Below are 24470 nucleotides of genomic sequence, written 5' to 3' on the forward strand. Positions count from 1 at the left end.
CCTCCGTTCTCTAATATTTGATAGTGTCAACTGTTTTTAAGAAAGCTTTATAATCTGATGCGTTAACTAATTGATCAACTAAATCAGAATCATTCATTATTGCTGTTAAGAAACGTGTAATTTCACGATAGAGGAATAAACTACCCTTACAAATATTAAGCAAGAAGATAATGCGAATCTTACTATCATTGTAGGTCATATCCTCTTCAACAATAATAACCCCTATACTTTCTTCTATTGCATTCAGTTTCATCCCATGAGGGCCAGCAACTCCGTTACCATAAACGGTTGTTACAATGCGCTCTCTTTTTAATACAAGTTCAGGAAATGATGCATCGGCATAGCCTTCATCAACCATACTATTCGCAAGGGATTCAATCTCTTGCAAATAGTCTCCTGATTTAATTTTGCGATAAAATTTTTCGTTTAGTAACTCACTCATATAATTACGATTTAAGGTCGTACGCTGGATATTCTGGCAAGCTATTACTGACTCCTTAAGATTTGGAAGATCTTCCTCTTCAATAAGCTCATCAATTTTTATAATAGGTGTCTGACAATCGTCCCTGTCACTCTCAAAGTCAACTGATGAAAAGACAACATCTAAGTCCATAGCATCAATCTCATCAAGACTAATAATTGAGGCAGTACCAATTGTTGCGTTAGGTAGTATGCTTGATATCTTATGTTTGTTTAAGAACATATTGCCACGTCCTAACTCGGATACAATCAGAACTCGTCGCACAGAATTTAACGTTTCAAGTTTTTTACGTTCAAAATGACCCGCAAAGTGTAGCGCTATATAACCAATTTCATCAATAGATATATCTACAAACTCAATCGTATTCCATAGTTCCACAAATCGTAACGCTACAAGAAAGACGTTTGCATAACGACTACTTACAAGGTCGATTAGTGGATTTTGAAGTTCCATTTTATGCGAAATACGCATCAACAAGGGATACATATGCATAAATAGAGCTTCTTTAATAATCTCGTCTTCAGAGAATTCAGAATCGAATTCTTCATCTATTATTTTTAAGTTATCATGTATTTGTGATACCAGAAGATATTTATATAAATCAGAAATTGTGGAGATTGATGTTCTTCCTGCAATCTGTGAAGCAAGATAATAGATTTCTTCTTTTGGTAAATCTATCTTCTCTTCTTCTTTAATCCACATTCCTAATTTAGTAGCAATATCATAATACTCTTGTGGAATATGGCTGGTACTTTCAGTAATAGAACTAATAAAGTTATGATCTTTAGCACGATAAAATAATATTTTAATGTGGTCAACAATGGAATTCATTGCATCCACACTTACACTTACATTATACTGCTCAAACAACTTTTTAGTAACATCTCTTAGACGTTCTACGTCAAGATTCGCAATATAATCAAAATAAGTTTCAGTATTTTCTAACGGTTTTTCAGATTCTAAGACATATTTCGAGATTGCATGACGAACATTATGTTCATCTCCAACAATCTTAATTCCATAATGTGGTTTTGAGTCCAATACTAAGTCAAAAGGAACTAGGAACTCGTGAATAAGTTGACTGTCTGATATCACTGTGTTTCTACTTACCGATAACATCTCTGCCAAATCATTCATACTTACGTAATCACTTTGTTGCAAAAGATAATACAAAGTCTTCATAATGCGATAGCGTTTATTGCTATATACATCTTCATCTAAATTAGAATAATATGCTTCAAAAATTGATGGATCTTTAACATCTAGCATGTAGCCTTTACTCGGAACAGTACACACTTCAAAGCCATTATCTTTACCATCTTCTTTTAGTACACGAATTAATTCACGAATGGTTCTTTCTTTTAAATCAAGAATTTCAATCAACTGATTTATGTGTACTGGCTCATCACCTGTGATTGCATCTATCAATATCTTTTTGTTGATAATGACCCCTCCATTCAAACACAATAGGCATGTTTATACATGCCTATCATATCATATAAATGAATAAAGTATGGTTACTCTTCTTCACCAATTTCAATTGCATATGCTTTATTATCTTGAACTTTAAAGAATGGATAATAGATACCGAAGCTCAATGCAATAAGCCCAACTTGTAATGCTGCACCTTGCCATCCACTTAGGATAAATCCTGAAATAATTGGAGGCATTGTCCATGGTAAGTTGATACCGTTCGTTAACGGAACAATACCCGATGACATTGCTAAGTATGTAATTGTTGTTAATAACAATGGTGTAATGATGAATGGTATTAACATAATAGGGTTAAGCACAATTGGAACACCGAATACTAATGGTTCGTTAATATTGAACACTGCAGGTCCAATTGCAAGTTTACCTAATGTCTTGTATTGTTGTGACTTCGAGAAGAACACTGCTGCTAGAGCAAGACCGATGGTTCCGCTTGATCCACCAATCTTAACAAAGTTTGAATAGAATTGGCTTGTAATGATATTTGTAGGAGCTAATCCTGCTTGAACTGCTGTAGCATTTTGAACTGTTAATGCTGTCCAAATTGATGTCATAACGGCACCAACAATGTTTGAACCGTGAAGACCAAATGACCAGAATAGTGATTCAAGTAACATAATTACTAACATCGCTGGTAATGTATTACCGAGTGATAATAGTGGTTGTTGTAGCACTGTAAAGATAAAGTTATGTGCTGTTGTATATGATGTTGCTTCGAATCCTAAACGGATAAAGTTAAAGATAATAGCTACAAATAGAATTGGAATTAATGCCTCAAATGAACGAGCAACGTTTCCTGGTACTGATTCAGGCATTTTAATTTTCCAACCACGTGCATCAATAAAACGGAAGATTTCAACTGCAAGTACAGCTGTAATCATACCAACAAATAAACCTGCTGCCCCGAAGTTACCAATAGGGAAATAGTTTGCACCTTCTACTGCTACGACTGGTGTAAGAATTAAGAATGCAAAAATTGATGCAGCTTGTCCGGCGCCCTCATCGATACCGTAGAAACCTGCAAGGCTTTTTGCCATACCAAAGATAACGTAGAATGTCATAACATCCATAGCCATACTGTTGACTTTTAGGAAGATGCTCATCCAGTTTTCCCCGAGCACCGACTTCATAAATGCTAAGTATGGTGGAATTGGTAATTGCGTGATCAATAAGAATATTGAACCGATAATTAACAATGGCATTGCGACGAAGAAACCATTCTTAATTGCTGTTAAGTAACGATTTCGGTCGAGTTTTTCCGCTACCGGTAAAAGAACTCGTTGTAATGTCTCCATAGAACTTACTTCTCCTTTTTTATGTTTTTATAGTTAGGATCCTATGAACTTATCTTAAGTGAAACCGCTTCAAATAAAAAGACCAAATTTTGCACAATGAGATTGCAAAATCTGGTCGATTACACTATAAAAGGCGGTATTATCCGCTATTTATAGCTTTGTTCTATGGAAACAAACTTCTTAATTCTTAACTTTCTTAAAGAAAATTAAGAGATTACTCATACCCCATAATCTTATGAGGTACGTACATTTCTTCTAAATATTCCATGTCTTCATCACTTAATGTTACATCGAGTGCCGCTACAAAGTCATCTAAGTATTTTACCTTTGTAACACCTACGATTGGTGATACTACACCTTTACGCCATAACCAAGCAATCGCAATTTGTGCACGAGTTACTTGATACTTATCAGCAATATCTTTAACCCTATCAACGATTACTCGATCACTATCTTCAGTACTGTCGTATTTACGTTTAGCAGTTGCATCTGTTTCAAAACGAAGGGATGTTGATTCCCAATCACGTGTTAGACGTCCTGCTGCTAAAGGACTATACGGTACCAAAGCAACTCCCATATCTTTACACATTGGATTCATTTCACGTTCTTCTTCACGATACAATAAATTATAGTGACCTTGCATTACGCTAAACTGTGTCCAGTTATTTTCTTTCGCAATACGTTGAGCTTTCGCAAATTGCCAAGCATACATCGATGAAGCACCTAAGTATAATACTTTACCTGAACGAACTAAGTCGTTGAGTGCGCACATTACTTCTTCAATAGGAGTATCATAATCCCATCGATGAATGTAAAGAATATCAATATAGTCGACATCTAATCTTTTTAAGCTATGTTCGACTTCTTGCATGATTGTTTTACGAGAGAGTCCTGATTGATTGGGACCATCGCCCATCTTGCCATGAACCTTTGTAGCAATTACAATTTGATCACGATTTGCATGCTTTTTGAATGCCTTAGCCATGTATTCTTCGCTCGTACCAATTGAATAAACATTGGCAGTATCAAAGAAGTTGATTCCCAAGTCTAGGGAACGTTTTACAATTTCTTCCGTTTCTTGTTCATTTAGCACCCATTGGTGAAACCATTTTGTTGGATCGCCAAAACTCATACCACCTAAACATATTTTAGAAACTTCTAAACCTGTATTTCCTAATTTTACATATTCCATAGAGCGACCTCCTGTATGTTTGATTTCATGATATCAGTTGGAGTCAACTCCAAGTCAAGCCTTTTAGAGATATTTTTGAAGTGAAACTGCAATTCCATCTTCGTCATGCGATAAAGTTACGTCATCTGCTGCTTTTAAAACAGATTCAACGGCATTACCCATTGCTACACCGATACCAGCATAGTTAATCAATGACAAGTCATTCTCTCCATCACCAAACGCAATAAGTTCTTCTGCCTCAATATCATACATATGAAGTACCGTATCTAAAGCTTGTGCTTTATCAACACCAAGTGCTGTAAATTCAAAATAGAATTCTGCACTAAACATACCATTTACGTGACCTTCAAAAGGACTGAATATTTCATGTATATGTTCATCATAATATTGTTTTTCTGCTGCTACGAGAATCTTAGGAAGACGATGATCTACGATTGATGATAAATCTTTTGCTTCACCCAAGAGGTATCCACCACCACGGGATTCATATTGAATAATATTAATTTCACCACGAGAGGTATTGATCATTCCTGAGAATACATCGTTTACATACATCGTGTCGCCTTTTTCAACCATTGGAATTACTTTAAACTTGCTTAGATGACGTAAAATCTTTTGTCCCTCTTCAACAGTTAATGATTTTTCATAGATTGTTTCATTCGTCGAAACATCAATAACACATGCTCCATTATAAGAAACAAGTAATCCATGATGTTCGTCCATCTTAAGTTCCTTTGCGAAGTGTGTCATACCTTGAGTAGGTCTTCCAGAAGCAAGAATAACCCTTACGCCTTTTTCTTGAGCTTCAATAAGAGCCTTTCGAGTTAAGTCTGAAATTTCTTTATTACTATTTAATAATGTGCCATCCATATCTAGCACGATTGCTTTTATTGTCATATTGTCCCTCACTTATGCTTTGATTATATCAAGTGAATAGTTATTTTGAAGCTTTACAACGAATAATGGTACTAATTTCTCAAACTTCTATCGTAAGACATAAAAAAAGAAAGATTTATTCCAAACTTGGTTCCATCTTTCTGTAACTTTGTAGTTTATTGTGTACATTTTGTTCATAGTTTTCTGTGAAATAGATTGAGTATAGCATGTCTAAGATATATAAAAGAGACAGTCTAGACGAAAATGACGATACCTTTTGATAGTGATCTTCAAAGGATGTCATGAAAATATGGTAATCGGCAATCTCCTTTAACGGGTTATCTTGTGTTGAAGTAATTAAGACAATCTTTGTCTTATTCGCTTTAAGGATTTTCACTACTTCTCGGGTAGTCTTACCTCTTCCTCCAAACGAAATAACAATCGCAAGATCATCAGCGCTTGAATTGGATGCAGCGAGTCGCATCATGTAATCTTCGGAAGGAACATCAACATACACACCAATCTCTTGCATTTGAAATTGAAAGTTCTGAGCGAAATAGACATTGGAGCTCGAGGTAAAGAGTGTTATCCTATTAGCTTTCAACATTTCCTTTGATACTTCTAAAAGGACTTCTTTATTAAACAGAGCACGTGTACTGGATAAAGTTTCTTCATAAAGATTCTTAAGGTTATCAGATAGATCTGATATGTGATCTGTTGGTACAATTGGGAAATTAAAATCAATGCGTGATGCAGTCGTATTACTTCCTTTACTTTTCGCAATCTTAACTTTTAGATCATTAATACCACTAAGTTCTAATTTTGTAATGAGACGGTATATCGTAGAAACCGAAACAAAAGCTCCCTCACAGATTTCTTGTGAACTCATGTTGGGGATGTTGTGAGCGTTATTAATAATATAGTTAGCTAAAGTCTTTTCTGAGTTTGTTAAGTCCTCGAGAAGTTGTAATTGTGCTAGAATATCCATCTTTATCACCATCCCCATTATACCATCGCATTTTCTAATTCCTATCAATTTTTACTAAGTAAAGAAAAAGTGCTACTCGCAATGAGTAACACCTTCTTTAGAGTTTCTTAGATTTTACTACGAATTCATCTTCTGATAAAGCGATGATAATATCACTTTCTTGAACGATGTAATCTGGTTTAATTGTGATGTTTAATTGTTTAGAACCTGTTTGACGCATGGCAATAATGTTAATACCGTGTTTCTCACGGACGTTTAACTCATCAATGCTTTTACCTACCCATTCAGGGAGTACATGCATTTCGATAACATGGTATTGATCATCGAGGCGAATTAAATCAAGCACATCTGTACTTACGAGTTCATGAGCGAGTCTTACTCCCATTTCAACTTCTGGAAGTACGACACGGTCAGCTCCAACTTTTTGAAGCACTTCTTGGTATGTGAAGTTCTTTGTTTTAACAACAACTTCCTTAATACCAAGCTTCTTAAGGTTCATAATTCCTAAGATAGTGATTTCTAGTTTTTCACCTGTCGCAATAATTGCGATATCACACGTATCAACACCTGCTGCGACAAGTTGTTCAATCTTAGTAAAGTCTGCTTGAACAGCATGCTCTACAACATCAATAACTTCTTCAACATGTTCCATGTTTAAGTCTAATGCAATAACATCAGCACCATTTTCTGCTAATTCTCGAGCTACGGCAGTTCCAAAAAGTCCAAGACCTAAAACTGCGATTGTTTGTTTTTTCATAAGAATCCTCCTAGCCTACGAGCACATTACCTTCAGGGTAACGTATTTTTTGATCTTTGTTTGTTGGTTTGAAGGACCAGAAGAATGTAATTAAACCAATACGTCCGACAAACATTAAGAATATGAGTACAAGTTTACCAATTGCTGTAAGATGTGGTGTTAAGCCCATTGTAAGGCCTACAGTACCAAAGCAAGAGAATACCTCTACTAAGATGTATTCAATACCTACCCCTGCTGGAATCGTCTCTGTAGCGGTAAGTATTAAGGCACTTACGGAGACAACAGTGATCCCCATAGCTACGAGCATGAGGGAACGTTTAACACGTTCTATAGGAATGGTACGGTGATTGTACACCGGTTCTTCGCCACGCATTGCTTTAACTAAATAGATAGCAATAACCGCAATAGATGTAACTTTAACTCCACCAGCAGTAGAACCTGATGATCCCCCAATAAACATTAGAATGATTGTTAGGAGAATACCAAACTTAGATACCATCATATAATCAATGTTTGCATATCCAGCAGTACGTGGTGTAACAGCCATAAACCAAACGTTGATGATACGATCACCTAGTGATAAGGATGAGAAGGTACCATTTTTTGTTTCACTCATAAATAAGAGAAGAAAGCTTCCAACTAAGAGTATCGAAGTGATAATCACAACAATACGTGTATGAAGTAGTAATTTCTTATTTCTTTTAAACGTAAGAAGATCTCTCCACACAATAAATCCTAGACCACCAATAATGATGAGTGAACTAATTGTTAAGAGAACCAATGGGTTTGATTGGAACGAGATAAGACTATCACCAAACAAATCAAAACCGGCATTACAGAATGCTGATATACTATGGAATAGCGAGAAATAAATTCCTTTCCATAGTCCAAAACGCGGAAGGAAATCAATGGATAAAAGAAGTGCTCCCCCGATTTGTACAACAACCGCAAAGCGAATAACATATTTAACGAGATCAGATGCTTCTGAGATACTGTCCAGGTTTAATGACTCTGAAACTACTTTACGTTGTTTAATATTCAGTTTCTTACCAATAAAGAAGAAGAGTAAGACGATGACAGTCATAAAACCTAAGCCACCGATTTCAATCATCGTAATGATTACTGTCTTACCAAAATAACTCCAATGTGCAGCTGTGTTGAGGGTTACTTGCCCCGTTACACAGGTTGCTGATGTAGCTGTAAATAGTGCATCAAGAAATGGCGTTATTTCCCCAGTTTGCGTGGATATTGGTAGCATTAATAGCAGGGTTCCCGTTAGGATAACCGTACTAAATCCTCCAACGATGAGTTGGAGGATTGACCACGTCTTTAATTTGTTCTTTAATTTACTCACTCTTTAATCAACCTCTCAAAAGCTGTTTGATCCGGTTTCGATAGACTTGCGATCATTGATTGTATCAAATCACGATTGTCTTCTTGCCATGATGAATCAAACACCCAAGCATCCACAAAAAGTGTACACTTATTACTTTCATAACTAATAATTCCATTATACATTGAAAATGGGAGCTTTTGCTTATCAATTTTTATATATCCGTGCCCTTTGCCCAATACAATTTGAGTATCCATGTGATTGGGTAATAAAGTTCTCATTCCGTCAACTGTGGGAATGGTTAATGAACTCACGTCATCGGAGTATATTTTCTTGTTCATGCAGTAAACATTAAGCTGAAACATGATTTGCACGTTCCTTTACGTCATCAATTGTTGCCGCAAATAAGAAATGTGATTCTGAAATGTTATCAACTTCGCCATCAAGAATTGCTTGGAAACTACGAATCGTATCTTCAATTGAAACGTATGCACCTTCTATTCCTGAGAATGTTTGCGCAACTGTAAATGGTTGAGATAAGAAGTTACGAATCTTACGAGCTCTGTTAACAACTAATTTATCGCTGTCACTAAGCTCATCAATCCCTAAGATTGCAATCATATCTTGAAGTTCTTTATATTTTTGGAGATATTGTTGGACTTCATTAGCAACACGTACGTGTTTTGCTCCAACAACATCTGCTGTTAATAAGTTACTGCCTGATTCTAATGGGTCAACAGCTGGGTAAATACCAAGTGCTGCGATATTACGATCAAGAACAGTTTTCGCATCAAGGTGCGAGAAAGCAACTGCGGCTGCTGGGTCAGTTAAGTCATCAGCAGGTACATAGATTGCTTGTACTGAAGTAATAGATCCATTACGAGTTGATGTAATACGTTCTTGTAATTGTCCCATTTCAGTTGCTAAGGTTGGTTGGTATCCAACAGCTGAAGGCATACGACCTAAAAGCGCTGATACTTCGGAACCCGCTTGTGTGAAACGGAAAATATTGTCGATGAATAAGAGAACATCTTGATGTTTCTCATCACGGAAATGTTCTGCCATTGTAAGAGCTGATAATGCAACACGCATTCTTGCTCCTGGTGATTCATTCATTTGACCATATACAAGAACTGTATTGTCGAGAACGCCTGAATCTTTCATTTCATGATACAAGTCATTTCCTTCACGAGTACGTTCTCCAACACCAGCAACAACGGATAGACCATTGTGGTTGGTTGCAATGTTATGAATCAACTCTTGCATTAAGACTGTTTTACCAACACCAGCACCACCAAACAATCCAATTTTACCACCTTGTGGATAAGGACAAAGTAAATCAATAACTTTAATTCCTGTTTCTAAGATTTGTGTTGATGTCATTTGTTCTTCAAATGAAGGTGCACTACGGTGAATTGATTTCTTTTCACCTTTAAAATCCCATTCAAAGCCATCAATAGGCTCGCCAAGGACATTAAACATACGACCTAATATTTCTGTACCAACAGGTACTTTGATTGGTGCGTTCGTACTTAATACCTTCATACCACGTGACAAGCCATCGGTAGGATTCATTGCGATACAACGAACACTATCATGACCAACGTGTTGAGCAACTTCTAATGTAATAGGAGGAGTCGATTCAACGATTAATGCATGGTATAACTTTGGCATTGATTCGCGATCAAATACTACGTCCACAACAGGACCAATAACTTGACTAATTCTACCTTCTATCATTCACTCACTTCCTTTCCGGAAACAATTTCCGATATTTCTTGGGTAATACGTTCTTGACGAAGTTTGTTGTAATCTTGTTTCAAACTGTCGAGCATATCTTCAGCACTCTCACTTGCTTTATCCATAGCAATTTGACGAAGCATGTGTTCTGAGGCTTTATTTAATAATCGAATGTGTTCAAGGATTGCTAAAGCAACAACTTGACATGTCTTTGTAGAGACTTCTTCAAAGTTAGGTTCGTAGAGTGTTGTATCACTAAACTTTAAGGAATAGAATACAGGGATTTCTTCAATTTTCATGGTTGAACGTTGAATTAATCCTACCTCTAAAGCCACAAGATTGTATGAATCTTTAAGTTCATCAATCATTTCTTGAAGCTGTGCTTTTGTTACTTTTTCACTTGAAATTTTGTCATTATGAACAAACAACGATGGATGTCGTTCGATTGTTTCATAATTTTGATGACCAATCCATAAGACATGTTTAATCTCATGATTCAAACAATAGTTAAGGATACCTTTAGTAAATGTTGATACCAATCCTAAATCAGGAACTATACAGATTGCTAGTTTTTCTTTATCAGATTGGATTGCTTCTAAAGGTTGATCCATTAACGCATTGTAATAATCTTTGAACTGATCTCTAAGGTTTGCATAACGTTGTAACTTACTCATTGATACAAGCTTCATTGTGTTTGTAATCTTTTGAGTTGTTGTTATGGTCGCCATTCTTTTTTTAAGACTACTTAGACTACGAGCCATAATTCATGTCCCGATACTCTTGAATCAGTTGCGGCATGATTGTTTTCAATGATTCGATTGTTTCATCGGAAAGCTCATGGGTTTCTGCAATCGTATCTACTATTTCTTTATAGACGGTACTCATACGTTTGTGCATTAATGCTTCAAACGGTAGAACATCTTTTACTTCTAGTTCATCGAGATATCCGTATTTGTTTAGGAATAAACTTAAAACGATCATTTCATGAGATAGTGGACTTGAATCTTCTTGTTTAAGAAGTTCGACAAGACGTTCCCCATGATCAATAATACGTTTTGTTTCTGGATCTAAGTCACTACTAAATTGTGCAAAGGATAGAAGTTCATAGTAAGAAGCGAGTTCAAGTTTTAGTGATGATGAAACATGCTTCATTGCTTTTGTTTGAGCTGCTGAACCAACACGTGAAACAGAAAGTCCACTATCTACCGCAGGACGACGTCCTGCATTGAATGCATCTAAGTTTAAGAATAACTGACCATCAGTAATTGAGATAACGTTTGTAGGAATATACGCACTAATATCTCCTGCTTGAGTTTCAATTATTGGTAGAGCAGTCATAGACCCACCACCATATTGTTTGTTAAGTTTTGCAGAACGCTCTAATAAACGTGAGTGCAAGTAGAAAACATCACCAGGATACGCTTCACGACCCGAAGGACGACGTAACAAGAGTGAAATGGTACGATAAGAAACAGCATGTTTTGATAAGTCATCATAGATAACTAAAACATCCTCACCTTTATCCATCCAATATTCAGCAATTGCACACCCTGTATAAGGTGAAATGTATTGAAGTGGTGCAGACTCATCAGCAGCACTTGAAACTATTACAGTATAATCAAGAGCTCCATGATCTTGAAGTTTTTTAACAACACGAGCAACAGTTGAAGCTTTTTGTCCGATTGCTACATAAACACATTTAACGTTTTGACCTTTTTGACTTAAGATTGTACTTAAAATCATACTTGTCTTACCAGTTTGACGGTCCCCAATAATTAATTCACGTTGACCTTTGCCGATTGGTATCATAGCATCAACGATTTTCATTCCAGTAAATAATGACTCATGAACACTCTCACGTGTCATAACACCAGGTGCCATGCGTTCAAGGTTTAACATAGCGTCAGGTTTAATATCCCCTTTACCATCGATTGGACGCCCTAAAGCATCAACAACACGACCAAGTAAAGCATCTCCAACACCAACTTGAACAACATGTGAGGTTCTACGAACAATGTCGTTTTCACGAATGTTCATATCACTCCCTAAAAGAGCAACCCCAACTTGATTTTCTTCGAGGTTTAATGCAAGACCATAGGTATCCCCATCGAATTTTAGCAATTCTCCAGAAACTACATCTCTTAAACCACGAACGAAAGCAATACCATCACCAACAGTACTAACAACACCGTGTTCTTCTGATAGATCAGGCAGTTCAATCGATTGAATTCTCTCTTTTAATTTTTCAATGATTTGTTCTGATTGTAAACTCATGACCTCACCTCACTTACAATACTTTGAAGTTTACCAAGATACGATAAATCAAATTGTTGATGATTTATTGTGACTCGTAAACCTCCAATTAAGTCTTCATTTAATACATATGTCATTTCTAAACGCATTGGATGTTCTTCTTTGATAAGAGCTTCTATACGTTCTTTAAATTGATTTGATAATTCCTTGCTCATTTCTATACGTGCAACACACAGTTTATTATCATTGATTAACTCGTCACGATAATACTCCAAGATTCTTGGAATTTGACGTAACATGCCGTCTTCATATAATACGTTAATAAATGACACCAGTTCTTTAGGATATGTTTCTTCGAATATTTCGAGTACTTCACCATAAAACTGTTGTGATTGTTCACAACGATTTACAAAACGTTCAATCGATGTCGTGACTTTATTTAATGAATCCAGTGCATCATAGCAAACTAAAACATCCTGAGCTGATTGATAAAGCGCTTGAGCATAAAGATCGATCATTTCACTTTACCAATCGATTCTTCAAGTCTTTTTAACATCATCTCTTCGCTCATATCAAATTCATTTAATGTCTTCTTCGAAAGCTCATAAGCAAGATCAACAGCATGTTCTTCAACATCTTTGACCATTTCTTGTTTTTGAACTTCTAAAGATTGTCTAAATGATTTTTCTTCTTGTTCCATAACGCGATTTGCTTCATCCAAACGACTTGCGTAGCTATCATTTGCTTCTTTCATTAATGCAGATTTAACGTCATCAACTTCTCGAAGCATTTGCTTGCGCTCTTGAGCAAGTTTTTCTTTATTTAATTCTGCTTCTTTTTTAACAAATTCAGCAGTTTCACTTGCTTCTGTCATAGCTTGTTCACGCGCATCAAGATAGTTCAAGACTGATTGATGGATGTATTTGCGATATAAACGATAAATAATATAGGTTGCACATAGTTGGCTAAGAATTGTCACAACATTGGGAAATAATTTTGCTGCAATATCTACCATACTAGCCTCCTATTTTAGAATACAAAGATTAAAATAAATGCAATTAACATACCATAAATAGCAGCTGTTTCAGCAATACCAGCACCAAGAATTAACATTGCTCGGATTTCTTTGTTTGCTTCTGGGTTTTTACCAACTGCTTCAACAGCTTTAGCTGCTGCGTATCCTTGTCCAATTGTAGAAAAGATACCTGTCATAACTGCGAGTGCGGCTGCAATAGCAACCAATCCTTTACCAATACTTACGCTATCCATAATTTTCCTCCTCATCGCTATATTCAATAGCTATAAAAATAGATGTTAACGATATAAATATAAATGCCTGGAGAAATCCAGAGAATAAATCAAAATATAAATGTAACCATGGTGTAACAACCAAAGATACAAAGTTAAATCCTGCTACGTTAAACGGAATAAACGAGCTTAACCATGCAGTAAATGTATAAATCAAGCCCATAATAACTGATCCTGAAATAACGTTCCCAAATAAACGCAACGACATACTAATTAAGGGCGCTACCGTTGAGAATATATTCGGAATAAGGAATAAGGGAAATGGATCCAGGAATCCTTTAAGGTATCCTTTAAAGCCATTCTCTCGTATTTTTGTAATCTGAATCATAAGCCACGTAATCAGTGCTAATACTAAGGTTACACTAAAGTTAGATGTTGGTGCTTGTAAACCAAAGAGACCCGATATATTCGCAACAAATATATAAATAAAGACACTTCCTATATATGCTGCCATCGTTCTTCCGTGTTTCTTCCCCATGTTCTCAACAGTAAAGTTGATCAACATCTCAACTCCAAGTACTACCGCTAATAGGGGTCCTTTAGGAACATCCCTAGGCGATAATTTTCTTATCTTCGAACCTACAAATATAAATGCAGCTGATAATACACACGTTATTATGAGAATTGATATCTGCTCAGCTTGATACATGTGATTCACCTTCTTTCTTAAAGAGATTTGAAAGGTAAAGATAGATTCTATCTAAGAAAAATACTGCAAACACTGAATATGGACTGATAATATCTTGCATAAAAAATGACAATCCTAATGGACCAATGATAAGAATCATTGTCATGATGACATATCCTATGTATTGACGGACATTAAATGTCTCTTGTTCTAAAATAACTGTATAGAATTTCTTCCTAAGAAACTTTAGAACACTTAATGCAATAACACCAACGATAAAGCCTCCGCCAATAGGTAGAGATACAAACATTAACGCTATACCGATGAATAGTGCTACTACACTATATTTCATATTCATTCTTTATCACCCCTTATTCTAAAAATGCAGAAAAGTGCCTGGGACACCGTTTTTCCCGCCCTAGAAAAACAACGCCTCAAACACTTAAGTTTGACCTTTAATAGCATTATGGTTTACCCACTTGTTGATAATATCACAATGGCTATTTCATTACAATGAAAAGCATCAAAATATTCACTGTTTATTGTGATATTTCACTAACAAAGCGCTATCAAAATCAATACTGTCTGTTTGAGATTTTCTAGCTTACATTACTAGCATATCACATTTAAAAAAGAAGACCTAAGTCTTCTTATTTTTGAAAGTTTAGAATTATCTTAAAGAGGTCGCCATCGGTCTCAATTTTCATGTCACCATCTTGTGCTTGAGTAAAACTTTGAACGATTGAAAGACCTAATCCACTACCTTGTTGATTCCTTGAACGATCTCCTCGTACAAAGCGTTCTACAATCTCTTCAGGTTCAAAATCAAGCTGTTGACGGGCAATGTTTTTAACTTCAATACTTACACCATCACGATGTTCAATACTTATATAGACCCGTGTGTTCTCCAAGCTATACTTTAGAACATTACTGAAGATATTATCGAAAATACGTTGTGTTTTATTACCATCTAAAGATATAAGAGGAATGTCTTCATCTATTTTCCACACTGCAGTAAGTTGTTGTTTATCAAACTCATCATGATGCTCTGCATATACTTGTTCTAATAGCGAGACAATATTCAGTGGTTCTTTATTTAATTGGATATTACCACTGTTTACTTTACTCAACTCAAATAAGTCTTCGATGAGTACTGTTAAGCGTTTTGAATACGAATCAAGTTTCTCAACATATTCTGATTGTTGTTCTTGTGTTGTCTCTGGATTTTGTAGTAGCTCTACGTAATTACGAATTCCTGTCACAGGAGTCTTTAAATCATGGGATACATTAGTCAATAATTCTGTTCTCATATTTTGAGATTTTACTTCATCACGAACAGCTTTCTTAAACCCAATCCGAACATGAGATAAAGCTTGATATGCTAATCTAAATATTCCATGTTCTGCTTCTTCACTAATATCATTAAAGTTCCCATTTCCAATACGACGAATTGTCTCTAAGAGTTCCACATATTGAAGTTGGATCTGATCTTGTTTCTTTAATACGAGGACAATAAATGCAAAGGATAGAATAAAGAGAAGTAAGAGCCCAAATAGTCCTAGTTGAAGAAGAAAAGCAATTAGCAGTAGGGTCGCAAAGACAGCGACAAATATCATTACATTATTTTTCTTCGTGAGATCTACACTTAAGATTGAATGGATTGTTCGTTTAAAGAATCGTAATATACTACCAAGCACTGTATCTTCAACTAAGAATCGACCAAAACCATCCGCAAACATATATTTAATGTAGAAAGCAATCAGCGTCATTACATAAAAGAGTATTGACCAGGATAAAATATTAATGATTGCGACAAGACCTGTAGGTGACTTGAGTCCATACGGAACGACAATGTATTCTTGGACCCACACCGTTAGTTTTCCAGTTGATGTAATGTCTGTCATAAACATCGATAATAGACCTGTAGCTGTCGCCACAATCCCAACCGCAATAACATTAAACAACGCTTTTTGTTGAATCATAAAACTATGAATTCCAACCTCACGAGTAATACTTAGAGGATATACTAAGATAAAGATGAAGAGTATTCCGAAAGCAATTGCCATTCCTATAATAGAATATACCATGAATTCATCATTATATCGGATTGACTGCTGGTAAAGGTAACTACTTGTATCTGTTAGGACACCTTCATCAACGTTAATGATAAATTTTAAATTATTAGGTAGGCTCACTGATTCTTTAGAATCTAGAAGTTTCATCAAAGGATCAGATTCCGATAGGTAACGATTGCCATAGTATACAACGGACTCCATTACTGAGTATCTTCGTGTGTAACTACTGCTGTCTCTTGATATATAACCTTCGTCTGAAAACGATAATTCTAAGGGAAAGTAGTAAGCCTTATTTTCATAAACGGAAGAAGTATCTTCCACATTCGTAAATAGAACCTCATTGCTCAGTTTGTCCACAACTGTATATTGAAGATGTGAGTCTTCAAGTATGTTTTTAGCATTTTGAGAAACACGCTTTTCAAAAATTTCCTTCAAGGTCGCATTACTTTCACCGTTAGTCATTATATCAACATCGAATCCAGCTTCTTGGGTAAGTTTTAAAACTAGATTTGGTAAATCATTGTCAATTGAATTGTTAACGGCATTGTAAGTAACACCCTTACTTTGATAACTTGCAAACATCGTCATACTTAAGGCAATAATAATTGGCAGAAGTATCGCATAATATATTATTGTACGTTTTTTCACGTGGTAACATCTCCTTCTAGAATGTAGCCAACTCCCCATACTACTTTTATGTATTGTGGATTCTTTGGATCTACTTCTATTTTCTCTCTTAATTTCCTAATATGAACCATAATAGTTTCTGTATTTATTGCCATTTCTTGCCAAACTGATTCATAAATTTGTTCGGCAGATAAAACACGATTGGGATTATTCATGAAGAGTTCTAGAATTTGAAATTCTTTCGGTGTCAAATGAACACGCTTGTCCTCAACCCATACTTTCTTTTGATAAATATCAAGTTCGATTAGTCCAACTTGAAGTTTTGTTTTTTCCTTTGGTTGTTTCGTATTTTCCTTATATTCAAGCATACGTTCATAACGTCTTAAATGACTTTTCACACGAGCGATAAGTTCCATGGAACCAAATGGCTTGGTAACATAGTCATCTGCACCGATGTTTAATCCCGTAATTTTATCAATGTCTTCAGATTTCGCACTTAAAAAGACGATTGGAAAATCATATGTTTTTCGTGCATGGAGGGTCATCTCAATGCCATCCATTACCGGCATCATGATATCTACAATTGCAAGATGAATTGTATGAAGCTTCATAGCTTGTAAACCTTCTTCTCCATTGCCACAAAGGATTGGATTGTAACCTTGTTGTGTCATATAGACAGCTATTGCTTCGCGAATCCCTTCATCATCTTCAACGATTAATATATTTTTCATTATACGCATCCCCACTTCTTTCCTTATTATACATCATGTACTACCATTCCATATATAATAAGAACAAATGCTCCTAACATCCATAAGTTCATATTTCTCACCTCTTTACACCACCTAGTATGACGATTAATTCTTAATAAAGGCTTGCCTGAATTCTTAAGCTTTTCTTAAGGATTAAAAAAGACTCCGCAAGAGAGTCAATTAGTGTTCATGATGTAAGCTTTGTTTCGGTGAATGGATAAGCGTGATTAGATATCCTAAAACAAGTCCAATTACTGTAAAGTTAACCCATGCTAAACCTACTGATGATAATGGCAAGGATGTCTTATAGATGAGTACCCATTCTTTACTAAACTTAAGATTCTCGAAAACACCAGGCATTGCAAGAATTTCAAAGACACTTGCAATCATCGTAGTAATGAGAACAATACGAATTAAGCTTTGTTTATGACTTAAGTCCTTGTACATTAAATTCATAAATACATGCATAATCGCGAGTGGGTAAAGGAACTTCAATACAGGTAAAGCAAGTTGGATGATTGCATTCAATCCAAAGTTCGATGCGATAAATGCAAGGAGTGTTACAAGCGTTACTGTGCGATTGTAATTAAGCTTTGAACTGTAGTTCATGAAGAAATTACTGCATGATGTAATCAATCCGATTGCTGTTTTTAAGCAAGCTAATGTGATGGTTATAGATAAGAAGAAGGATCCAAAATTACCGAAATAGAAATTGAATATTTGACCTAAAGCAACGCCACCATTAACAGCAATAGCCATTTGATTAAGTGAAGAAGCGCCAATGAGTGCCAGTACTGTGTAAATGAATGCCATCATCAATCCAGCAAATAGTGAAGCAACAATAATATCCTTATGTTTCATCGAATTACTGCTTTTTGACTCGGAATTGACTCCAATAATTACAAAACTAAAAATTAATGCTGCAAGTACATCCATCGTTTGGTAGCCATCTTCAAAACCTTGGAGAAAGGCATTAGAATTGTAGCCACCCATTGCTTCATAGTTTGAAAAGCCACCCATAGAATTAAAGATAAATACTACGAAGAATACTGCTAGACAGGTAAGGAAGAGTGGGTTAATTACCTTCCCTACAAAAACATTAATCTTATTTGGTTTTAGCGCCATTATATACGCTAGTCCAAAAAAGATACCAGAAAATAATGCAAGACCAACCGTATGATTTACTTCTGGAAATAGAGCATGAATTGCTACTTCATAAGGTACTGTTGCGGTACGAGGAAGTGCGAACATCGGCCCTATTGTTAAGAGGAGTAAGCTAGTAAAGATAAACGCATAGGTTTTACCATATGGCGAAAGCATTTCTACTAATGATTTTGCCTTGCTGCGCTCACATGCAATAACCGCAAGTGACGTAAAGCCTACACCTGTAATAATAAAACCAATTGAGGAAACGACGACGGATGCTCCAGCATTCTGCCCAAGACTTACCGGAAAGATAAGATTACCTGCACCAAAAAACAAGCCAAAAAGTAAGGATGATAATACGAGCCTGTTTGTATATTTTTTGCGCTTTGAAATATCCATAAATTAATTCCCCCAAATGTATAATATGTAAATTGTATATTGTTTCAGAAAACAATTCAATATAGTTTCATATATTTATGAAACTATACAACCATTCAGTCAATTTGCTTAAAGTATTGTATTGAAATCACGAACATTAAGTCTCAATGTTTCTTTAATTATGATATTATTCAATCATGGAGGGTATAACATGAAATATCAAATTCTAGGAAATAGTGATTTAAATGTTTCAAATATTGGACTTGGTTGTATGAGAATGAGTTCAAAGACATTAGCAGAAGCTAAACAGATTATTAACACAGCACTTGAGTGTGGAATTAACTTCTTTGATCATGCTGATATTTATGGAAAAGGACAAGCAGAGGTAATCTTTGGTGAAGCTTTTAAAGAGTTGGGCATTGAGCGTTCTTCTGTTATTATTCAAACAAAATGTGGAATTAATCAAGGAACTTTTGATTTCTCAAAAGAACATATCTTGAAGTCAGTTGACGAATCTCTTGAGCGACTACAAACAGATTACATCGATGTATTATTACTTCATCGTCCAGATGCATTGATGGAGCCAGAAGAAATTAATGAAGCTTTCAAGGAACTAAAAGCTTCAGGTAAAGTACGATGGTTTGGCGTAAGTAATCAAAATCCATATCAAACACAATTACTTGCTAACTCACTCGATGTTCCATTACTCTGTAATCAAGTACAGTTCAGTATTGCACATACACCAATGTTAGACTTTGGTTTTAATGTAAACATGGGTGATGGTCCTGCAATTAACCGTGATGGTGGTATTATTGAGTATGCACGTCTAAATAATATGACCTTACAAGCATGGTCTCCATTCTACAGTGGTTACTTTGATAAAGTATTTGTCGACCATCCTGACTTTCCTGAATTGAATGAAGCAATGTCAATTGTTGGTAAAAACTATAACATTTCCAATGAAGCAGTTGCAGTAGCATGGATACTACGTCATCCAGCAAACATCCAAACAATTATCGGAAGTATGAATCCTGAACGAATTCAAAGAATCTGCCAGGCATCAGAAGTAAAGATTACACATCGTGAATGGTATGATCTTTATAAAGCAGCTGGTAATCGTTTACCATAAGCAAAAAGCGTTAATCTCGTTTGATGTGAGATTAACGCTTTTATATATTTGTTGCTTATTACTACTTATATACTAAATACCTTTTTATAAATCAATAATTTTTTTTTGATTTGACTTTACCATCTTCTCACTTACAATTTTGACTGAATATTTTGCTTGGTCAAGATTTGTGAAAATTATCGGCGTAACAACTGAGTATCCTTTACTCTTAATTAGGTCAATGTCAATCTCCGCGATTAAATCACCCTGCTCTACGTAATCACCGACAGCCATATGTAATCTAAAACCGTCTCCGTCTAGTTTTACAGTATCTAAACCGATATGTATCAACACTTCGTTACCAAAATCGTCTACCATACCAATTGCATGCTTAGTCGGAAAAACGCTGATTACTTTACCCGACACTGGTGCATATATTGTATTTTCTGTCAACTCAATCGCAAAGCCATCCCCCATTACTTTTTCAGAAAAAACTTTATCTTCTACTCTTTCAAGTTCTAATATTTCTCCAGTAGCTGGAGCAGCAATTTCAATTAATTTTTTTGGATCTTTAGAGATATTAGCTTCCACTTTTGAACTCAACACTTCTGCTTCTTTTCCACTTAATACTGCTAGAACGCCTTCTTTAATTGGAACTGCTTGATTACCATAGATTACTTGAACATTATTTCCTAAAACACTTATTCCTGAAGCTTCTAGTTGTTCAGCAAATATGTCTTTATCAACAATTGAAGTATCAATCACATCTACTCGTAGTCGTGAATAACATGCATTCACATTCTTAATATTATTTTTTCCACCCAACGCTTTAATGATATTACTTATTTGATCTCCGTCATACTCTACCGTGCTTTTGGTTTCAATTAAATCCTTAGAACGTCCAGGAGTTTTCAAATTGAACTTAACAATTGCAAATCTAAACATAAAGTAGTTAATTGCGAAGAACGCTAATCCTACAGGTATTAATATCCACCAATTTGTACGAGTTGTTAATAAGTTAAAGAACAAGAAGTCCAGTAAGCCTCCCGAGAAAGATAGACCTAAGTGCGCACCAAGTAAATTCATAATTGTAAATCCTAACCCTGTTACTACTGCATATACCAAGAAAAGGGCAGGAGCACTGAATATAAATAGGAACTCTAGTGGTTCTGTCACACCAGCAATCAGTGAAGTTAGAGCACCTGATACTAAAATCCCATAAACTTTGCTTTTTTGTTTTTTATCTGCTGTATGATAAATTGCTAAAGCGACAGCAGGCATTGAGAATATCTTAAGCACAAATAGTCCGTTCATAAAGTTACCAGCCGTAATTGGAACTCCATCAGCTAACTGTGCAAAGAAAATCAGTTGATCCCCATTTACTACTTGACCTGCTTTATTAACATACTCACCAGCTTGTAGCCAGAATGTTGGCCACCAAACATGATTCATACCAAATGGAATAGTTAGTCTTTCAATAAATCCAAACATAAAGCCAGAAACACCAGCGTTGAGATTTACTATAAAACTAGAAAGATTATTGATTCCTATTTGAACTGGAGGCCAAACGATAATTAAAACAAATCCTAGAAGAAGTGATGCAAATGCAGTTATAATTGGAACACTTCGTTTACCTGCAAAAAATGAAAGAGCGCTTGGAAGTTTTACATCATGGAATTTATTGAAAATCGAAGATGCAAGTACACCTACAAAGATCCCCCTAATACTCCTGTTTGGATTGTAGGAATGCCCAAAATAGTTGCATACATATTAGAATCAGCAACCATTTCAGGTGTAATACCCATGGTTCCACCGATTGTAACGTTCATTATTAAGTATCCTACGATTGCAGAAAGCGCTGCAATTCCGTCATTATTAGTAAGCCCGATTGCGACACCTGCTGCAAAAATCAATGGTAAGTTTGCAAATATAATATTACCAGTAGACAACAGAACATTAAACACATTATTCATAGTTTCATTTTGAGCAAAAGGCATCATCTCGACGAACGCAGGGTTAGTAAATATTGTTCCCAACGCAAGTAAGATCCCCGCAGCTGGCAAAATTGCAATTGGTGTTTGTAAAGAACCACCAATATTCGTTAATTTATTGATGAACTTCATAAACATATTTTTCATATTTTCTTCTCCTTTATATGATTTTTTATTCTAGAAATTCTTTTATTGTAATATTTGAATCAATATTATGCTGAACACTCGATACATCTTTCGATGTAATCTCAACAAGTTTGGAGTTTGGAATATACTCATTAAGTAGATAGCCATATTTATATGGGTGAATTGGATCATTTTTAGAAACCAATATCAAAGTTTCACATTCTATAGTCTTCCACTCATTTCTGTCATGATTTGGTGCATCTTTTGGTATGTAATTAAGTTTTTCAGCAGTCTCAGATGCATTAATATAATCAAATTGTCCGAGCAATGTACTTGATGCATATTTCGAAATTTCATTCATCATAATATAAATATTTGTTTTCTTATATGCGTCTTTTTTATCCGTAATTTGCTCATCAATCAGAATTTTATATATACTCTCAAAAGCTTCTTGAATGTTCAATTCCTGAGGACCATCATTCCATGCAGGTCTTGACAATACTAGCTTATTCACAACATCTGAATTAGAGAGTGCCAGGTGTAGCGATACACCCGCTCCTGTAGAAATCCCCCAATGTTTGCTTTTTTTATTCCAAGATGCTTAAGTAATGCTAAAGCGTCTTTGGAAAATTGACTAAAACTTAAGTTTGATACTCCACCAATATCAATAGTTTTCCCATGACCTCGAAAATCAAAACTTATTCTCCTAATCCCTGGGGTAGCTTGTAAAACTGACATGGTTTGTTCTGTGCTCCCACCTAAACCATGCATAAATAGAAATGGAAAACCATCATTTTCATCATCTTCAAAATAAAATTTTATTCCTTCATTTATGAAATATGATTTTTTCATACCTATAAATCACCTGTTACATCCGCTACGACTACCCTTTCTTTTCTTTCAACTGATAACTGTACTGCTCTCATAATTTTCATAGTTTCAATTCCATCTTGGATAGTCGCGCCATCTCCAACTTTACCCGTAATAATAGTGTTGGCAAAATCTTCAATTTGTCTACGGTATACATGACCGTCCGCTGCTATAGGTCGATGGTAACTGTTATCTTCAGACTTAAATATTTCAACATCACTTGCCTTTAAAAACCAAGGATTGTATGTCTTCCCAATAACTGATCCAAACTCTCCATATACTTCAAACCCTTCGTGCCAATCCATTCGAACTTGAAGTGTTAAGTCTAATTGAGCAACGAAACCGTCTTTATACTCAGCAGTTACAAACCATGAATACGATCCGTATTTTTCTGTAAGCCAAGCAGTAACAGCAACTATATCTCCACCCAAATAACGTGCAGTGTCAAACAAATGACTACCGTGTCCTCTCATATAATATCTTCGTTTATCTGCTTTTGGATCGCCAGAAGGACGTTTTACATTTTTCCCTTCGATAATGAGTGGTTGTACATTATCAGTGGTTGTATAGCGATAAGTATTATCACAATACCATGCCTTTAAGCCAATAATTTCTCCCATTCCATCATCAATAAATTTCTTAGCTTCTTGCAACCCTTCATCAAACCTCTTCATATTTCCAACTTGTACATGTACATCACTTTTTTTAACAACTTCTCCAAGATGTACAACTTCTTCAATTGACATTCCTAAGGGTTTTTCAACTAAAACGTGTTTACCTGCTTTTACTGCTTTTTCTGTCATAGCAACATGATATTGGTCAGCAATTCCAATTACAACAGCTTCTACCTCAGGATCTGCCAACATCTCATCATAATCTGTATAAAGCTTCGTTGGGTGATATATATTGTTCATTTCATTAAGTAGGAATGTATCGACATCACAAATTGCATATAACATAGCATTGCTTGAACGACGAATCGAATCAAAATGTCCAGCTTGTGATATTTGACCAGCTCCTAGTACTCCAATTTTTACTATTCTCTCTTTACTCAT

General features: G+C 35.5%; 24 protein-coding genes and 1 pseudogene. 1 reads left to right on the forward strand and 24 read right to left on the reverse strand.

Features of this window, described 5'->3' with window-relative positions; all coding sequences use genetic code 11:
* Positions 1 to 10: 10 nt before the first annotated feature.
* From G7059_RS09870 to brnQ, 19 genes are all read right to left on the reverse strand, one after another.
* Positions 11 to 1942: a transcription antiterminator gene (locus G7059_RS09870; protein ID WP_166081933.1), complete on the reverse strand. Its 1932-nt coding sequence runs from the start codon at positions 1940 to 1942 to the stop codon at positions 11 to 13.
* A 56-nt stretch (positions 1943 to 1998) separates the two neighbouring features.
* Positions 1999 to 3267, reverse strand: a complete 1269-nt coding sequence (locus G7059_RS09875; protein WP_166081934.1) for a PTS sugar transporter subunit IIC — start codon at positions 3265 to 3267, stop codon at positions 1999 to 2001.
* A 214-nt stretch (positions 3268 to 3481) separates the two neighbouring features.
* On the reverse strand, positions 3482 to 4459 hold the full coding sequence (locus tag G7059_RS09880) for an aldo/keto reductase (protein ID WP_166081935.1): 978 nt from the start codon (positions 4457 to 4459) through the stop codon (positions 3482 to 3484).
* A gap of 63 nt (positions 4460 to 4522) precedes the next feature.
* On the reverse strand, positions 4523 to 5356 hold the full coding sequence (locus G7059_RS09885) for a Cof-type HAD-IIB family hydrolase (protein ID WP_166081936.1): 834 nt from the start codon (positions 5354 to 5356) through the stop codon (positions 4523 to 4525).
* A 115-nt stretch (positions 5357 to 5471) separates the two neighbouring features.
* Positions 5472 to 6323 carry a MurR/RpiR family transcriptional regulator gene (locus tag G7059_RS09890; RefSeq protein ID WP_166081937.1) on the reverse strand — a complete coding sequence of 284 codons (852 nt, stop codon included), beginning with the start codon at positions 6321 to 6323 and terminating at the stop codon, positions 5472 to 5474.
* A 97-nt stretch (positions 6324 to 6420) separates the two neighbouring features.
* Entirely contained in the window at positions 6421 to 7080 is a 660-nt protein-coding gene (locus G7059_RS09895) for a TrkA family potassium uptake protein (RefSeq protein WP_166081938.1), read from the reverse strand.
* Between the two features lie 10 nt (positions 7081 to 7090).
* Positions 7091 to 8434, reverse strand: a complete 1344-nt coding sequence (locus G7059_RS09900; RefSeq protein ID WP_240920494.1) for a TrkH family potassium uptake protein — start codon at positions 8432 to 8434, stop codon at positions 7091 to 7093.
* On the reverse strand, positions 8431 to 8778 hold the full coding sequence (locus G7059_RS09905; protein ID WP_370519181.1) for a hypothetical protein: 348 nt from the start codon (positions 8776 to 8778) through the stop codon (positions 8431 to 8433). Before G7059_RS09905 ends, G7059_RS09900 begins: the two co-directional genes overlap by 4 nt.
* Positions 8765 to 10150 (reverse strand): F0F1 ATP synthase subunit beta, encoded by a 1386-nt coding sequence (atpD, locus tag G7059_RS09910; RefSeq protein WP_370519192.1) that lies wholly within the window; start codon positions 10148 to 10150, stop codon positions 8765 to 8767. Before atpD ends, G7059_RS09905 begins: the two co-directional genes overlap by 14 nt.
* Complete coding sequence (locus G7059_RS09915) at positions 10150 to 10914, reverse strand: F0F1 ATP synthase subunit gamma (protein WP_166081941.1); 765 nt, start codon at positions 10912 to 10914, stop codon at positions 10150 to 10152. Before G7059_RS09915 ends, atpD begins: the two co-directional genes overlap by 1 nt.
* On the reverse strand, positions 10904 to 12427 hold the full coding sequence (atpA, locus tag G7059_RS09920) for a F0F1 ATP synthase subunit alpha (protein ID WP_166081942.1): 1524 nt from the start codon (positions 12425 to 12427) through the stop codon (positions 10904 to 10906). The genes G7059_RS09915 and atpA overlap by 11 nt, the downstream gene beginning before the upstream one ends.
* Positions 12424 to 12924: a FoF1 ATP synthase subunit delta gene (locus G7059_RS09925; protein ID WP_166081943.1), complete on the reverse strand. Its 501-nt coding sequence runs from the start codon at positions 12922 to 12924 to the stop codon at positions 12424 to 12426. Before G7059_RS09925 ends, atpA begins: the two co-directional genes overlap by 4 nt.
* On the reverse strand, positions 12921 to 13421 hold the full coding sequence (locus tag G7059_RS09930; RefSeq protein ID WP_166081944.1) for an ATP synthase F0 subunit B: 501 nt from the start codon (positions 13419 to 13421) through the stop codon (positions 12921 to 12923). The genes G7059_RS09925 and G7059_RS09930 overlap by 4 nt, the downstream gene beginning before the upstream one ends.
* Positions 13422 to 13435: 14 nt before the next feature.
* The gene (atpE, locus tag G7059_RS09935) at positions 13436 to 13675 is read right to left on the reverse strand and encodes an ATP synthase F0 subunit C (RefSeq protein ID WP_166081945.1); all 240 of its coding nucleotides are present in this window, start codon (positions 13673 to 13675) and stop codon (positions 13436 to 13438) included.
* Positions 13668 to 14363, reverse strand: coding sequence for a F0F1 ATP synthase subunit A (locus G7059_RS09940; protein ID WP_166081946.1), 696 nt, complete (start codon positions 14361 to 14363; stop codon positions 13668 to 13670). Before G7059_RS09940 ends, atpE begins: the two co-directional genes overlap by 8 nt.
* Positions 14350 to 14694 carry a hypothetical protein gene (locus tag G7059_RS09945; protein WP_166081947.1) on the reverse strand — a complete coding sequence of 115 codons (345 nt, stop codon included), beginning with the start codon at positions 14692 to 14694 and terminating at the stop codon, positions 14350 to 14352. Before G7059_RS09945 ends, G7059_RS09940 begins: the two co-directional genes overlap by 14 nt.
* A 298-nt stretch (positions 14695 to 14992) precedes the next feature.
* Positions 14993 to 17065, reverse strand: coding sequence for a sensor histidine kinase KdpD (locus tag G7059_RS09950; protein ID WP_166081948.1), 2073 nt, complete (start codon positions 17063 to 17065; stop codon positions 14993 to 14995).
* Positions 17062 to 17775: a response regulator transcription factor gene (locus G7059_RS09955; RefSeq protein ID WP_370519182.1), complete on the reverse strand. Its 714-nt coding sequence runs from the start codon at positions 17773 to 17775 to the stop codon at positions 17062 to 17064. Before G7059_RS09955 ends, G7059_RS09950 begins: the two co-directional genes overlap by 4 nt.
* Before the next feature lie 201 nt (positions 17776 to 17976).
* Positions 17977 to 19341 carry a branched-chain amino acid transport system II carrier protein gene (gene brnQ / locus G7059_RS09960; RefSeq protein ID WP_166081949.1) on the reverse strand — a complete coding sequence of 455 codons (1365 nt, stop codon included), beginning with the start codon at positions 19339 to 19341 and terminating at the stop codon, positions 17977 to 17979.
* Positions 19342 to 19531: 190 nt separating this feature from the next.
* Between brnQ and G7059_RS09965 the strand changes: the two genes are divergently transcribed.
* On the forward strand, positions 19532 to 20449 hold the full coding sequence (locus tag G7059_RS09965) for an aldo/keto reductase family oxidoreductase (RefSeq protein ID WP_166081950.1): 918 nt from the start codon (positions 19532 to 19534) through the stop codon (positions 20447 to 20449).
* An 84-nt stretch (positions 20450 to 20533) separates the two neighbouring features.
* On the opposite strand, the gene G7059_RS10705 is transcribed toward G7059_RS09965, so the two are convergent.
* From G7059_RS10705 to G7059_RS09985, 5 genes and pseudogenes are all read right to left on the reverse strand, one after another.
* Positions 20534 to 21514, reverse strand: a complete 981-nt coding sequence (locus G7059_RS10705) for a glucose PTS transporter subunit IIA (protein ID WP_370519193.1) — start codon at positions 21512 to 21514, stop codon at positions 20534 to 20536.
* A gap of 75 nt (positions 21515 to 21589) precedes the next feature.
* A pseudogene (locus G7059_RS10710) lies at positions 21590 to 22566 on the reverse strand (PTS transporter subunit EIIC); the annotation flags it as partial.
* 25 nt (positions 22567 to 22591) lie between these two features.
* Positions 22592 to 22909 carry an alpha/beta fold hydrolase gene (locus tag G7059_RS09975; protein ID WP_205700212.1) on the reverse strand — a complete coding sequence of 106 codons (318 nt, stop codon included), beginning with the start codon at positions 22907 to 22909 and terminating at the stop codon, positions 22592 to 22594.
* A 146-nt stretch (positions 22910 to 23055) separates the two neighbouring features.
* Entirely contained in the window at positions 23056 to 23397 is a 342-nt protein-coding gene (locus G7059_RS09980) for an alpha/beta fold hydrolase (RefSeq protein ID WP_166081953.1), read from the reverse strand.
* Between the two features lie 2 nt (positions 23398 to 23399).
* Positions 23400 to 24470, reverse strand: coding sequence for a Gfo/Idh/MocA family protein (locus G7059_RS09985; protein WP_205700213.1), 1071 nt, complete (start codon positions 24468 to 24470; stop codon positions 23400 to 23402).

The sequence above is a fragment of the Erysipelothrix sp. HDW6A genome (assembly GCF_011400295.1).
Taxonomy (GTDB): Bacteria; Bacillota_I; Bacilli_A; order Erysipelotrichales; family Erysipelotrichaceae; genus Erysipelothrix.

Bases quoted from the DNA above. Each gene is read 5' to 3' on its own strand.
- G7059_RS09895 (WP_166081938.1), bottom strand. From the start codon at position 7,080: ATGAAAAAACAAACAATCGCAGTTTTAGGTCTTGGACTTTTTGGAACT.
- G7059_RS09930 (WP_166081944.1), bottom strand. From the start codon at position 13,421: ATGGTAGATATTGCAGCAAAATTATTTCCCAATGTTGTGACAATTCTT.
- G7059_RS09885 (WP_166081936.1), bottom strand. From the start codon at position 5,356: ATGACAATAAAAGCAATCGTGCTAGATATGGATGGCACATTATTAAAT.
- G7059_RS09925 (WP_166081943.1), bottom strand. From the start codon at position 12,924: ATGATCGATCTTTATGCTCAAGCGCTTTATCAATCAGCTCAGGATGTT.
- G7059_RS09955 (WP_370519182.1), bottom strand. From the start codon at position 17,775: ATGAAAAATATATTAATCGTTGAAGATGATGAAGGGATTCGCGAAGCA.
- G7059_RS09975 (WP_205700212.1), bottom strand. From the start codon at position 22,909: ATGATGAATGAAATTTCGAAATATGCATCAAGTACATTGCTCGGACAA.
- G7059_RS09945 (WP_166081947.1), bottom strand. From the start codon at position 14,694: ATGAAATATAGTGTAGTAGCACTATTCATCGGTATAGCGTTAATGTTT.
- G7059_RS09875 (WP_166081934.1), bottom strand. From the start codon at position 3,267: ATGGAGACATTACAACGAGTTCTTTTACCGGTAGCGGAAAAACTCGAC.
- atpA (WP_166081942.1), bottom strand. From the start codon at position 12,427: ATGAGTTTACAATCAGAACAAATCATTGAAAAATTAAAAGAGAGAATT.
- atpE (WP_166081945.1), bottom strand. From the start codon at position 13,675: ATGGATAGCGTAAGTATTGGTAAAGGATTGGTTGCTATTGCAGCCGCA.
- G7059_RS09940 (WP_166081946.1), bottom strand. From the start codon at position 14,363: ATGTATCAAGCTGAGCAGATATCAATTCTCATAATAACGTGTGTATTA.
- G7059_RS09880 (WP_166081935.1), bottom strand. From the start codon at position 4,459: ATGGAATATGTAAAATTAGGAAATACAGGTTTAGAAGTTTCTAAAATA.
- G7059_RS09905 (WP_370519181.1), bottom strand. From the start codon at position 8,778: ATGTTTCAGCTTAATGTTTACTGCATGAACAAGAAAATATACTCCGAT.
- G7059_RS09915 (WP_166081941.1), bottom strand. From the start codon at position 10,914: ATGGCTCGTAGTCTAAGTAGTCTTAAAAAAAGAATGGCGACCATAACA.
- G7059_RS09985 (WP_205700213.1), bottom strand. From the start codon at position 24,470: ATGAGTAAAGAGAGAATAGTAAAAATTGGAGTACTAGGAGCTGGTCAA.
- G7059_RS09965 (WP_166081950.1), top strand. From the start codon at position 19,532: ATGAAATATCAAATTCTAGGAAATAGTGATTTAAATGTTTCAAATATT.
- G7059_RS09890 (WP_166081937.1), bottom strand. From the start codon at position 6,323: ATGGATATTCTAGCACAATTACAACTTCTCGAGGACTTAACAAACTCA.
- G7059_RS09980 (WP_166081953.1), bottom strand. From the start codon at position 23,397: ATGAAAAAATCATATTTCATAAATGAAGGAATAAAATTTTATTTTGAA.
- G7059_RS10705 (WP_370519193.1), bottom strand. From the start codon at position 21,514: ATGAATTTACTTGGTGCGCACTTAGGTCTATCTTTCTCGGGAGGCTTA.
- brnQ (WP_166081949.1), bottom strand. From the start codon at position 19,341: ATGGATATTTCAAAGCGCAAAAAATATACAAACAGGCTCGTATTATCA.